Annotated in this window: 8 protein-coding genes; 3 read left to right on the top strand and 5 right to left on the bottom strand. The window is 65.5% G+C overall.

What is annotated here, in order from left to right; all coding sequences use genetic code 11:
- Positions 1 to 161: 161 nt before the first annotated feature.
- Both A5777_RS14170 and A5777_RS14165 read right to left on the bottom strand, forming a co-directional pair.
- The gene (locus tag A5777_RS14170; protein ID WP_064863153.1) at positions 162 to 1,076 is read right to left on the bottom strand and encodes an ABC transporter ATP-binding protein; all 915 of its coding nucleotides are present in this window, start codon (positions 1,074 to 1,076) and stop codon (positions 162 to 164) included.
- Between the two features lie 87 nt (positions 1,077 to 1,163).
- A complete protein-coding gene (locus A5777_RS14165; protein ID WP_064863152.1) occupies positions 1,164 to 2,558 on the bottom strand; it encodes a DNA polymerase III subunit delta' in 1,395 nt (464 codons plus the stop codon).
- An 84-nt stretch (positions 2,559 to 2,642) separates the two neighbouring features.
- On the opposite strand from A5777_RS14165, the gene A5777_RS14160 reads away from it, so the two are divergent.
- A complete protein-coding gene (locus tag A5777_RS14160; RefSeq protein WP_064863151.1) occupies positions 2,643 to 4,187 on the top strand; it encodes an adenylate/guanylate cyclase domain-containing protein in 1,545 nt (514 codons plus the stop codon).
- 104 nt (positions 4,188 to 4,291) lie between these two features.
- On the opposite strand, the gene topA is transcribed toward A5777_RS14160, so the two are convergent.
- The 3 genes from topA to A5777_RS14145 all read right to left on the bottom strand — a co-directional run bounded on the left by topA (position 4,292) and on the right by A5777_RS14145 (position 8,600).
- A complete protein-coding gene (gene topA, locus A5777_RS14155) occupies positions 4,292 to 7,366 on the bottom strand; it encodes a type I DNA topoisomerase (protein ID WP_064863150.1) in 3,075 nt (1,024 codons plus the stop codon).
- A gap of 212 nt (positions 7,367 to 7,578) precedes the next feature.
- The gene (locus A5777_RS14150) at positions 7,579 to 8,181 is read right to left on the bottom strand and encodes a hypothetical protein (protein WP_064863149.1); all 603 of its coding nucleotides are present in this window, start codon (positions 8,179 to 8,181) and stop codon (positions 7,579 to 7,581) included.
- A 215-nt stretch (positions 8,182 to 8,396) separates the two neighbouring features.
- Positions 8,397 to 8,600 carry a cold-shock protein gene (locus tag A5777_RS14145; protein ID WP_005171662.1) on the bottom strand — a complete coding sequence of 68 codons (204 nt, stop codon included), beginning with the start codon at positions 8,598 to 8,600 and terminating at the stop codon, positions 8,397 to 8,399.
- 403 nt (positions 8,601 to 9,003) lie between these two features.
- On the opposite strand from A5777_RS14145, the gene A5777_RS14140 reads away from it, so the two are divergent.
- Positions 9,004 to 11,379 carry a DEAD/DEAH box helicase gene (locus A5777_RS14140; RefSeq protein ID WP_064863148.1) on the top strand — a complete coding sequence of 792 codons (2,376 nt, stop codon included), beginning with the start codon at positions 9,004 to 9,006 and terminating at the stop codon, positions 11,377 to 11,379.
- Between the two features lie 165 nt (positions 11,380 to 11,544).
- Positions 11,545 to 13,140, top strand: coding sequence for a hypothetical protein (locus tag A5777_RS14135; protein WP_231895069.1), 1,596 nt, complete (start codon positions 11,545 to 11,547; stop codon positions 13,138 to 13,140).
- Positions 13,141 to 13,201 lie beyond the last annotated feature (61 nt).

The following is a 13,201-nucleotide window of genomic DNA, read 5'->3' as shown; positions in this document are numbered from 1 at the left end:
CCGGGGCCGCAGAATTCGCCATAGCCAATTCTCTCAAACCACGAACCATAAACTAATTACCGACACGCGACACTAGCACGCCGACGATGCCGACGAGTCCCGCGGCCCATCGGTCGGCGCCTGCGACCGTGCGCGCCGACGACGTCCGTTCCACCACGGCGCTAGCCACTCGTGGCCTCGGAGATCGCGTCGGCGTCGGCTGTATCGGGAACGTCCCTGTCGGGTTCGGATGCGGCGTGCTTCGCAGGACCGTCGGCCGCCTTACCGCCGAACAGCCAGCCGGACAGATGGTCATGCAGCGCATGGAATTCCGGTGTGCGCATCATCTCGGGGACACGCGGTCGGGGCAGATCGACGGGCACCATCTCCACGACGCGACCGGGGCGCGGACTCATCACCGCGACGACGTCGGAGAGAAAGACCGCCTCGGCGATCCCGTGGGTCACCATGAGTGTGGTGGCGGGCTTCTCGGTCCAGATGCGGAGGAGTTCGATGTTGAGACGCTGACGGGTCATGTCGTCGAGGGCGCCGAACGGCTCGTCGAGCAGCAGCGCGGTGGGTCGCACGACGAGTGCCCGTGCGATCGAAACACGTTGTCGCATACCGCCGGACAGCATGGCAGGCTTGGCCTTCTCGAATCCGGTGAGGCCGACGAGCTCGATCAGGTCCGAGACCAACGCGTCGTCGGACGGCATGCGTCCGACCTGGAGCGGCAACCTGATGTTGGATTCGACGGTCCGCCACGGCAACAGGGCAGAATCCTGAAAAGCGATGCCCAACGAGTGATCTCGCTGCAGCTCGGTCGGCGACTGGCCGTTCATCAACGCGGTGCCCGACGTCGGTTCCTCGAGTCCCGCGAGGATGCGCAGTACCGTCGACTTACCGCATCCGGACGGGCCGAGCAGCGACAGGAACGAACCCTCCGCGGTCTTCAACGACACGTCGGAGAGCGCGGTGACCGTGTTGGTCCCGCGCACCGACCGGCTGGTGAAGGTCTTGGTCAAGCCGGAGATGTCGATGCCGGTGCCCGGCGGACGGTCAGACCCGCGCGACGTCGCCCCCTGTGCAGATGTCATGGGTTGCCACGCTAGAAGCGTTGTGTTTCACCGTGATTACCCGGCGGTTACTCCGGGCGTCGAGCGCGACACGTGGCGCTCCGGCGATCAGTTCGAGCGCATGACCTGTCCGATGGTGGCAACCATCGCGTCGACGGCGAACTTCGGCTTCACGTTCTGGTCAAGGACTTCACGACATTCCAGGACGGCTTCGACACAGCGGAGCAACTGTTCCGGAGACGCATACGCAGCCATCGGAATCGCGATGTCGGCGGCCTTGTCCGGGTGCATCGCCGTGACCTGCGCACCCATCGAGACGACGAGGGCGTCGCGGTAGAGAGCGGCGAGGTCGACGAGTGCACGGTCGAGGGTGTCGCGTCCGACGCGGGTGGCGCGCGACTTCTGCCGCTTCTCGAGCTCCTTGAGCGCACCCGCCGTTCCGCGTGGAGGTCGGGCGGTGCCCTTACCGGTGCCGCCTGCGCCGAGGGCGGTCTTCATCTCCTCGGTCTCGGCTTCGTCGCGTTCGGCACTGATCGCCTTCGCCGCGGCGTCGGCCGACTTCACCAATTCCTCTGCGGCCGCATAGGCCGTCGAATCACGGGTGGCCGCACGTGCGAGCGCCAGCGCCTTGTCGCGTTGCTCGCGAGCCTCGGGGTCGGTGGCAAGGCGGCGGGCACGTCCGATGTGCCCGCCGCAGACCGATGCCGCCCACCGCGCGGCGTCGGCGTCGAGGCCGTCGCGGTCGACGAGGACGCGCTCGATGTCGGCGACGGTCGGCGTTGCTAGCGGGACATGCCTGCATCGCGAGCGAAGCGTGACGGAGATGTCTTCGGGGTCGACAGACGGTGCGCACAGCAGGAAGACCGTGCGGGACGGCGGCTCCTCGACGACCTTCAGCAGCGCGTTGGCCGCCTGCTCGGTCAGCCGATCAGCATCTTCGACGACGACGATCTGCCATCGACCGGTACCCGGCCGCCGCGCGGCAGCCTGCACGATCTCGCGCATCGAGTCGACGGAGAGACTCAGCCCCTGCGGCACGATGTGCCGAACGTCGGCATGCGTCTGAGCCATGACCGTGACGCACGCACGACACTCACCGCATCCGACGACGTCGGGATGCTGGCACTGCAGCGCCGCCGCAAAGCACGTCGCCGCAACCGACCGACCACTCCCGGGCGGCCCGGTGAACAGCCAGGCGTGCGTCATCGACGCCCGGGGCACGACGACGGACGCCGGCGTGGGGCCATCGAAGATCGGGTCGTCGAAGCCTGGGCTGTCGAAGTCTGGGCTGTCGAAGTCTGGGCTGTCGAAGTCGGCAGCGTCCAGGATCGATGCGTCGAGCTCACCAGCGGCGTCGTGTTCGGCGGCGTCGAAGTCAGCGGCAGCGGGGGCGGACGGTCCTGCGTCGAGGCGTGAAGCGAGGACTCTGGCGGCCGTCGCGGCGTCGGTCAGCTCCTGCGCCACTGCCCGCTGGCCGGTCAGCCGGTCGAAGACATTTGTCACATCACCAGCGTAATCCGCAGTTCGGACACCCCAGCTTGTGGATGAACGTTTAACAATTGCAAGCAGCCAGCTACCGTAAAGGGCGTGGTTGAACGTCGATCCAGGCTGTCTTACGGCTTGCACCTGGCCAGATGGCTGGCGCGCACGCCGTGGCCGATCCTCGCTCTCGACCTGTTGCGCGCAAATCTCGTTGGCGCGCTGTTCACCTTCGCGTTTCTTCGCTTCGGTATGCCGTCGCAGGATTCGTTCAAGTTCAACGACATCACCGCGCTCAATCAGGGCATCTTCCTCGCCTATCTCCTCCTGGCGATGATCGTGGGCGGCGCGCTGAGTATCAAACTGTCGCTGCCGGTGCTCGTGTGGCACCGACGTCGAACTCGACTCGACAACGACATGGCCCGCAAGCGAGCGCTGCGGCTGCCCGTGACGTTGTCGCTGGTCAATCTGGGTCTGTGGGTCATCGGTGGTGTGCTGTTCACCGCGGTCAACCTGACCGTCTCACACAAGGATGCGTTCATCGTTGCCGTCGCCAGCGCGATCGGCGCACTCGTGACCTGCGTGCTCAGCTTCCTCCAGTCCGAGAAGGTGCTGCGCCCCATCACCGTCGCCGCGATGGCCAACAACCCGGACGACGCGATCGCGCCGGGCGTGACCACACGCATCGCCGTCTTCTGGGTGATCAGCGTCGTCGCGCCGATGGTCGTGATCGTCGGCCTGATCCTGCTGCAGCGCATTCACTTCATCGAGACCGACGCTGTCGGATTGCTACGCCCCATCCTGTGGATGTGTTTGGCGTCGCTGGCGTTCAGTCTGCTGGCCATCGTGCGCGTCGTACGCGCCATCAACGACCCCATCAAGCAACTCCGCGCCGCCCAGACCCGAGTGAGTGAAGGTGACCTGAACACCGCCGTCAAGATCTACGACGGTTCCGACCTGGGACTTCTGCAGGCGGGCTTCAACGACATGGTCGCCGACCTGCGTGAGCGGCAGCAGTTGCGCAACCTGTTCGGCCGGTACGTCGGCGAGGACGTGGCGCGCAAGGCCATCGAGACCGGAACAGAACTCGGCGGCGAGGAACGCTACGTCGGCGTGCTGTTCGTCGACATCGTCGGATCGACGCGGCTGGCCGTGAATCGGCCACCACGAGAGGTCGTCGACCTGCTGAACGAGTTCTTCCGGGTGGTGGTGGCCGTCGTCGGACGCCACGGTGGATTCGTGAACAAATTCCAGGGCGACGCCGCGCTTGCCATCTTCGGTGCACCGCTGAACCTCGACGACTTCGCCGGTCAGGCACTCGCCGCGGCGCGGGAGATGCGCCAGGAGTTGTGGGAGACACTCGGCGACACCGACATCGGTATCGGTGTCTCCGCGGGCAAGGCCATCGCCGGGCACATCGGCTCGGAGCAGCGGCTGGAGTACACGGTGATCGGCGACCCGGTCAACGAGGCAGCCCGGCTCACCGAACTGGCCAAGGACGAACCGACCCGCGTGCTGGGCTCGGCCCGCGCGGTGTTCCTCGCCTCCAGCGAGGAGGCGAAGAACTGGGACATCGGCGAAGGCGTCGAGCTGCGCGGCCGCGGCATCGAGACACTGCTCGCCCGCCCGCACCTGTCGCCGTATCGACGCTAGGTGGCGGTGGTTTCGACACGGCAGCTCGCTACGCTCGCGGCCTGCTCAACCAGCGGAAATACACCGCTGATCGAGCGCCCACCCGCTGATCGAGCTTGTCGAGATCACTCCTCGGCCGGCGGCGCGCTCTTCTTCGCGGTCGTCTTCTTGGCGGTCGTCTTCTTGGCGGTCGTCTTCTTGGCCGCAGTCTTCTTGGCCGCGGTCTTCTTCGCGGCCGTCTTGGTTGCGGTCTTCTTCGCCGGCGTCTTCTTCGCGGTGGCCGTCTTCTTCGTGGCCTTCTTCGCCGGGCCGCGGGCGCGGCGGTCGGCGAGGAGTTCCATCGCCCGCTCGGGGGTGATGGTCGCGACGTCGTCGCCCTTGCGCAGGCTGGCGTTGGTCTCGCCGTCGGTGACGTACGGGCCGAAGCGGCCGTCCTTGATCACCATCGGCTTGTCGCTGACCTCGTCGTTCTTCTCGAGATCGCGCAGCGGGGGCGCTGCGGCCTGCCGACCCCGACGCTTGGGCTCGGCGTAGATCTTGAGCGCCTCGTCGAGTGTGATCCCGAAGATCTGGTCTTCGTTGGCCAGCGACCGCGAGTCGGTGCCCTTCTTCAGATACGGGCCGTAACGGCCGTTCTGCGCGGTGATCTCGTCGCCGGACTCCGGGTCTGCGCCGACGACCCGCGGAAGCGAGAGCAGTTTGAGCGCGTCGTCGAGCGTGACCGTCGAGATGTCCATCGACTTGAACAACGAACCCGTCCGCGGCTTGGGTCCGGCCTTCTTCGCAGCCTTCTTGGCCGTCTTCTTCGCGACCGTCTTGGTGGCCGTGCCACCACCCGCGGGCGCGTCGTCGAGCGGCACCACACCACCCTCGCCACCATCACGAGGGGTCGGACCTGCGGGGATCGTGGACGGGGCAGCGCCGCCATCCGAGCCGTCCTCGTCGTCGTCGGACGGCAGGATCTCGGTGACGTACGGCCCGAATCGTCCTTCCTTCGCGACGATCTCGTGCCCGCTGACCGGGTCGACGCCGAGCGAGCGACCCTCCTGCGGCGTTGAGAACAGCTTCTCGGCCACCTCGAGCGTCAACTCGTCGGGAGTCATATCCGCAGGTAGATTGGCGCGCTGCAGATCCGGTTCCGCGTCGGGCGACGTCGCAACATTGCGTTCGAGGTACGGCCCGAACCGGCCGACACGCACATAGACCGGGCGGCCCTGCTCGTCGTCGAACAGCTTGATCGAGTTGACCTCGCGAGCGTCGATCTCCTCGAGATTCACCCCGACGAGCTTCTTCAATCCGCCGTGCTTGGCAATGTCGGAGCCTGCGATCTCGGGCACTTCACCCTGATCACCGCTCGACGAATCGTCGGCCGCCTTGTCGCCGAAGTAGAACTCGGTCAGCCAGCGGGTGCGGTTCTCGTTGCCGTTGGCGATCTGGTCGAGATCGTCTTCGAGCGACGCCGTGAAGTCGTAGTCGACGAGGTTCTCGAAGTACGCCTCCATCAATCCGACGACCGCGAACGCGATCCACGACGGGACGAGCGCGCTGCCCTTCTTCACCACGTAGCCGCGGTCCTGGATGGTCCCGATGATCGACGCGTAGGTCGACGGCCTACCGATACCCAACTCTTCGAGCACCTTGACCAGCGATGCCTCGGTGTAGCGCGCGGGCGGGTTGGTCGAGTGACCGTCGGCCTCGAGGTCGGTGGCGGTGAGGTGCTGACCCTCGGTGAGCTGGGGCAGCCGTGTCTCGGCATTGTCGGCCTGGCCGCCGGCCTGCTCGTCGACCGTCTCGACGTACGCCGACAGGAAGCCAGGGAACGTGATGGTCCGACCCGATGCCGCGAACGTGCAGCGTTCGCCGTTGCCGCCCTGTCCGCTCGCGGTGCCGGCGATGCGCAGGCTCAGCGTGGTGCCGCGCGCGTCGGCCATCTGCGACGCGACGGTCCGCTGCCAGATCAACTCGTAGAGTCGGAATTCGTCGGCTTCGAGCTGACCGGCCACCTGGCCGGGAGTCCGGAACGTCTCGCCCGAAGGGCGGATCGCCTCGTGCGCCTCCTGCGCGTTCTTGACCTTGCGGGTGTACTGACGCGGCGTGGCATGAACGAAGTCGGCACCGTACAGATCACGAGCCTGTGCCCGCGCAGCGTTGATCGCCGACTCGCTCAGCGTCGTCGAGTCGGTACGCATGTAGGTGATGTAGCCGTTTTCGTACAACCGCTGCGCGATGCGCATCGTGCGATCGGAGGTGAACCGCAGCTTGCGGCCGGCCTCCTGCTGCAGCGTCGATGTCATGAACGGCGCATACGGCTTACGTGTGTAGGGCTTCTCCTCCACCGAGGTGACCGTCATGTCGGCACCGTCGAGGGCTGTGGCCAGGGCCGTCGCCCGTTCCCGATCAAGTACGACGACGCCGTCGGCTCGCTTCAGGTTGCCGCGTGAATCGAAGTCACGACCGGCGGCGACCCGCGCGTCGTCGACCGACACCAACCGCGACGAGAAGGTGCGCGGGGTCGTCGACTCACCTGCGTCGAGCGTGGCGTCGACGTCCCAGTACTCGGCCGACACGAATGCCATGCGCTCGCGTTCACGTTCGACGATGATCCGCGTCGCCACCGACTGCACACGGCCCGCCGACAACTTCGGCATGACCTTCTTCCACAGCACGGGCGAGACCTCGTAGCCGTAGAGGCGGTCGAGGATGCGTCGGGTTTCCTGAGCGTCGACGAGGTCGATATCGAGGTCGCGCGGGTTTTCGGCCGCTGCGCGGATCGCAGGCTCGGTGATCTCGTGGAACACCATGCGCTTGACCGGGATCTTCGGCTTGAGTGTCTCGAGCAGATGCCAGGCGATGGCCTCACCCTCGCGGTCGCCGTCCGTCGCGAGGTAGAGCTCGTCGACGTCCTTCATCAACGACTTCAGCTCGGAGACCGTCGACTTCTTGTCTGCCGAGACGACGTATAGCGGCTCGAAGTTGTCGTCGACGTTGACACCGAGCCGCGCCCAGGGCTGGCCCTTGTACTTCGCCGGAACGTCGGCGGCGCCGCGCGGCAGGTCACGAATGTGACCGCGCGACGACTCCACGACGTAGTTGCCCCCCAGATACCCCGCGATCTTGCGCGCCTTGGTCGGCGACTCGACGATCACCAGTCGTCGGATCGCTTCTCCTTTTGCGGGCGCGGTGGTGCTGGTCTCGGCCAACGGGTGTCCTTCGGTTTGGACCCGCCCGCCGCGTGCCGGTTGGCTGACGGATGGGGTCTCGTCTCGTTTGAGGTTTGTACCTTATGTATAGCGCCATTTGCACATCCGAATTCACGATGGGCGGGTATCCACCACGCAATTCGACGACACTGCCGCCCATAACGCCTGGTCAACGCTGAATATGCCGAGCGCGAAACGAACTGTGTCGTTCGTCAGTCGCTGACGTCCGGCCAGTCCGCACGTGCTCCCGCGAAGTGCGGCGCCTCGCCGACATACTCGCAGAGACGAGCGAGTCGACGACGACCCGAGATCCGCAGTGCGGGCGAATGGATTCGCGTGCCAACAAGAGTAGGTGCAATCCCGGTCCGCATCAGCGCAGTCGCGAGTTGTGCATGGGTATCGGGCGCATGTGGATCGAGTCCGAGCTGGTAGTGCCCGGCATCCGACGATCCCGCGGCGATCGTCCAAAGTCGCAGCGCACGAGGACCAGGAACCCAGCCTGCGGGAACAGCCTTGACCGCGCCGCGCGACCAGGTGGCGTGCAGGGCGTCGAGCAACGGTGTGAGTGCGCTGCGTGCGAGCGGATTGCCCTCGTCGGACTCGGTGAGCTCGGTGTCGACGCCGCAGGCCTTCATCTCCTCGACCACGGCCGCCGCGCGCCACGGCGCGGTCAGCACGATCGATACGCGCGTACCACCCGCACCCGACCCACTACCTGCGACGCGCGACGATTGTCCGTGCGCTGCAAGAAGGCCGCCGAGGTCGTCGAGCGACGGCTCGTCGAGTTCGGCGGAGAAAAACGCCAATTGGCCCACGCACCAGACAATACTGGTGCCTTGCCTACTGGGACGCCGAAAAGAGGGACGTCGAACAGAGGGACGTCGAACAGGGGGACGTCGAACACAGGGACGTCGAATGCGGGGTCACCGATTGGCGTCGGCGGCACAGGAAGGCTGACAGACGAACGCTCCCGCCCTCGAAAGAGGACGGGAGCGTTGCATCTATCAAGCTCGTCTGTTGAGCCGAAGTCTCAGACGGCGCGGACGCCGGTCGCCTGCGGACCCTTGGTGCCCTGTCCGACCTCGAACTCCACGCGCTGGTTCTCCTCGAGGGTACGGAAGCCGTTGCCCTGGATCTCCGAGTAGTGGACGAACACGTCGTCATTGCCCTCATCGGGAGCAATAAAGCCGAAGCCCTTCTCCGCGTTGAACCACTTCACAGTCCCCTGTGCCATTCCTGCAATCCTTTACATACATTCAAACTGTCCCGACACGCTGGTCACGTGTCGCGGCCGGTCGTACCGCCATACCTCGGAGAACGCCGATGGGAGAGTTCGTGGACGAACACCATTCTCCCCTGACAACTTCAGTACCACGGCTGCAACCCGATCCCGCGCGATCACCGCAATCAGCGATGGCCGCCCGGGAGCTGCGGCCGAACTCAGTCAATCATGTTCGAGGCGACTTGGATAGTCGTCGCAATCACTCTGAGCCAAAACCACCCGATTTTTCGACGTTCGAGACCGAAAGGTAACATCGTATGCAAGGAAAACCTGCTGGCTATAGGACATAATCACGCACTCGCACCGATTGGGGCCTCGCGCGCCGAGATCGCCCGGTCACCACGACATTTCGTCTATGCACGACTCCACGTTCGGCACCGAACTTCTTCGTCGCTCACTGGCCGGAACAGATCCGGACTCCAGTCCGGTAACTCATCTCTCGGTAATCGATTCCCGCTCAGCAACTTTCGCGTCCTGGCCCGGATGGATTTCGAACGAGGTCCGTGCCGCTCTCGTCGATAGTGGAATCGAACGACCGTGGATTCATCAGACAGAGGCCGCCGACCACGCATTCGCAGGCCGACATGTATCGATTGCCACCGGAACCGCATCTGGCAAATCGTTGTCGTACCAAATGCCAATTCTGACGACGCTTCTCGCCGAACCACACTCGACCGCACTGTATCTCAGCCCGACTAAAGCTCTCGGTGCCGATCAACTCAAGGCGCTCACATCGATCATCTCCGGGCGCCGCGACTTTTCTCACCTCCAGCCGTGCGCGTACGACGGCGACACCGATTCCGAGATCCGACAGTGGGCTCGAGCACATTCGCGGTGGATCTTCACCAATCCCGACATGTTGCATTTGGGAATACTCACCGGTGTCGCCACGCCTGGCACACACGCCGGCGGACCGTCGCGCGGCCAATGGCGACAATTCTTCGCGCACCTGCGATACATCGTCGTCGACGAATGTCACCACTACCGTGGGGTGTTCGGCTCCAACACCGCGATGGTGCTGCGTCGACTGTTGCGTCTGGCACGTGCGTGCGGTTCTGAGCCGACGGTGATCGCGGCCAGTGCGACAGTCGCCGATCCCGCCGCCGCGCTCGAACGACTCATCGGCGAACCCGCGGTCGGGGTCACACACGACGGGTCGCCGCGTGGCGAGCGGACCGTCGCCCTATGGGAACCCGATTTCGTGCCGGGCGTAACCGGCGAGAACGACGCTCCGGTACGACGATCCGCAGATGCAGAGGCGTCCCGTCTCTTGGCCGACTTCGTCGTCGAGGGCGCTCGCACACTGTGTTTCGGACGCAGCAGACGCGGCGTCGAGATCGCGGCACTGCGAGCTCGTGATCTGTTGTCGCACAGCGCTCCCGACCTCGTCGACAAGGTGGCCGCGTATCGCGCGGGGTATCTCGCCGACGATCGTCGTCGACTCGAGGCCGCCATCTCCGACGGCAGGCTCGTCGGGGTGACGACGACCAACGCACTCGAACTCGGCGTCGACATCACCGGACTCGACGCGGTGATCATCGCGGGCTACCCCGGAACCATCGCCTCGTTCTGGCAGCAGGCGGGACGTGCTGGGCGCCAACGCGAATCCGGCGATGCGCTCGTCGTACTGATCGCACGCGACGACCCGCTCGACACCTATCTGGTCCACCATCCCGACGCACTACTCGCCACGCCTGTCGAGGCGCCGGTCATCGATCCGACCAACCCGTACATCCTCGCGCCGCACCTGCTGTGCGCGGCAACCGAGTACCCGTTGGGGGACAACGAGATCGAGCGCTGGGGTGCGCGCGGCGCCGTGCAGCAACTCGCCGCTGACGGTCTACTCCGCAAACGGAAGGCGGGCTGGTATCCGGCCGCGGGCGTAGAACCCCACGGCGACATAGACATTCGCGGCGGAATCGGCGGACAGGTGCTCATCGTCGACGCGACGACGTCGGAACTTCTCGGGACCGTCGACGCCGGTCGCGCACCCGCAACTGTGCATCCCGGAGCGGTACACATCCACCAGGGCGAGAGCTACGTCGTCGACGAACTCGATCTCGACGAGGGCCTCGCGCTGGCTCATCCCGAGGAACCGGATTGGACCACGTCGGCGCGTGAGACCACAGACGTATCGGTGACGTCGGTCGTCTCGTCGAACACCTACGGACCGCTGTCTGTGGCGTTCGTCGACGTCGACGTCAGCCATCAGGTCGTCGGATATCTTCGATCACTCCCGTCGGGCGAAGTGCTCGACGCCGTCGAACTCGACATGCCGCGTCAGACACTGCACACGCGCGCGGTCATGTACACACTGACTCCGGAGTCGCTGGCCGAGGTGGGTATCGACGCCACTCGCCTGCCCGGTGCCCTGCACGCCGCTGAGCACGCGGCGATCGGCATGCTGCCCCTCGTCGCGACGTGCGACCGGTGGGACATCGCAGGACTCTCGACCAACCTGCACCCCGACACCGGACTTCCGACCGTCTTCGTCTACGACGGCTATCTCGGCGGCGCCGGCTTCGCCGAGCGTGGGTACGCGCAGTTCGCGACGTGGATCGCGGCGACCGCGGACGCCATCTCCGAGTGCGGCTGTGAGCTGGGATGCCCGTCGTGCGTGCAGTCACCGAAGTGCGGCAACGGCAATGAACCGCTCGACAAGGCGGGAGCCCTGAGCGTGCTGCGATCTATCACACACCTGATGCGAGATAAGTCGCACCTCGCAAGCTGAGTCATTTGTCCACGCCGTTGCGACGATTTGTCTCTTTTGTCGATCCTGCGTGCACAGTCATCGGCGGTGCACGCCGGCGAGTGGCGACGGTGTCCACCTCCGGGGTCCACCTGGGGACCCCGACTACTCATGACTGCTCGCCACCGGTTTCTAGGAGTGACAATGATGAACGCTGCCGTTCGCCCGCGGGCGAGCATGATGGCCCTTGCCGGGTTCTCCGTGGCGAGTGCCGCGGTGATCGGGGCCGTCCCCTCAATGAGCCAGGCAGCCACGTATGCCGCCGCCGCGCCCACCACTGTGACGCAGGACTCTGCTGTAGCGGCCACCGCAGCCATGGCGGCACCACTCGCCGCAACATCTTCTGCTGCAACACCTTCCGCTACCGACACCGATCCGCTGGCGATCTACCAGCAGGTGCTCACCAAGGCGCAGACTGCAATCGAGAAGCTGAAGAAGACGGCGTCGAAGACCGAGTACCCGATCCTCAACCAGCTCCTGGCGAACCAGACCGCGCTGGTCAACGGCATCATCAACGGTGCTGTCGCCGGAGAGTGGAAAGCGGGCAAGGCAGCCGACTTCTCGCCGATCTGGACCCAGATCCAGGCCGCACTCGACGGCCTGGACTCCGCGGGCATCGAAGCCAACGTCACCGCGGCACTCTCCGATCAGCTCCCCAAGCTGCTCGAAGCCGTCTCGACGTCGCTCTCGTCCGGCGACGTCGAAGGCGCGATGAACAACCTGCTGCTCGCCGTGGTCACGCCGGTGTACTCCGTGATCAAGCCGACCAAGGCAGGCGGCGTGGTCCCGACACTCGTCAAGCTGCTCAACGTTCCGCTGAACGCCGGCCTCATCGCCGCGGGTGCGATCCCGAACGCCGACATCGCCGCCGCCATCTCGACACCGATCAGCAACGCCATCAAGGTGAACAACGTCATCGGCTCCGACTTCGCCTACATCGGGATGGGGATCATCAGCCCCGTCGCAGGCGGGGTCGGCGGCTTCGGTCGGGGCGTGCAGAACGTGATCGACGCCCTGGGCACCAACGACCTCGAAGGCGCGCTGACAGCACTCGTCCAGGCGCCTGCCATCACGCTCGACGGCTTCTTGCACGGCGGCTACGGACCGAGCGTCGGCGGACTGGTGGGCGTCAACGGGCTGCGTGTCGTCAGCGGCGGCTTGCTCGGTGGCGGGCTGCAGCTCTTCGGCAAGGACGCAGATGGCAACCGCGCCACCATCATTCCGGGCACGGGCTGGGTGCTTCAGCGCATTCAGGAGGACATCCGCAAGGCCATCACGCCGGTGCCCCCGAAGACCGTGAGCGCCGACATGGCGACGCTTGTCGCGGCCCAGACCCACTCGACCGTGACTGCTTCTGACGTGGCTACCCCTACTCCCGATGCGGCTGCGACTTCTTCCGATGCGGCTGCGACTTCTTCCGATGCGGCTGCGACTTCTTCCGATGCGGCTGCGCCGACGACAACGGTTGCAGATGACACAGAGGCACCCGCCCAGCCTTACGGCGATAAGTCGGGCAGCGTCGAATCATCCAGCACCGCTGATGATTCGAGGTCCGCTACCGACTCGACGTCGAGCACTGCGGATTCGAAGGGAACCGGCTCGGCTGCCGACGCTGGTGCGGCGGACACCGAGAAGTCTGCGGACTCCGCGGCGTCGAAGTCCGGAGCGGACTCGGCAGGAAGTCCAGCGTCGAGCGACGCGAAATCCGACTCCACAGGGAGCTCGGCGTCGAGCGATAGCTGATCGACACCACTCACGACGCCTCGGCGCCCGCGGACACGTCTCCGCGGGCGTCGGGGCGTTT

Source organism: Gordonia sp. 852002-10350_SCH5691597 (genome assembly GCF_001665715.1).
GTDB classification, from domain to species: domain Bacteria; phylum Actinomycetota; class Actinomycetes; order Mycobacteriales; family Mycobacteriaceae; genus Gordonia; species Gordonia sputi.
Note: the sequence above shows the minus strand (reverse complement) of the source record. Positions and strands in the feature narration are given on the sequence as shown.

What these genes read in the sequence shown, in the direction of transcription:
- A5777_RS14135 (WP_231895069.1), top strand. Translation starts at nt 11,545, where the DNA reads ATGAACGCTGCCGTTCGCCCGCGGGCGAGCATGATGGCCCTTGCCGGG.
- A5777_RS14170 (WP_064863153.1), bottom strand. Translation starts at nt 1,076, where the DNA reads ATGACATCTGCACAGGGGGCGACGTCGCGCGGGTCTGACCGTCCGCCG.
- A5777_RS14145 (WP_005171662.1), bottom strand. Translation starts at nt 8,600, where the DNA reads ATGGCACAGGGGACTGTGAAGTGGTTCAACGCGGAGAAGGGCTTCGGC.
- A5777_RS14140 (WP_064863148.1), top strand. Translation starts at nt 9,004, where the DNA reads ATGCACGACTCCACGTTCGGCACCGAACTTCTTCGTCGCTCACTGGCC.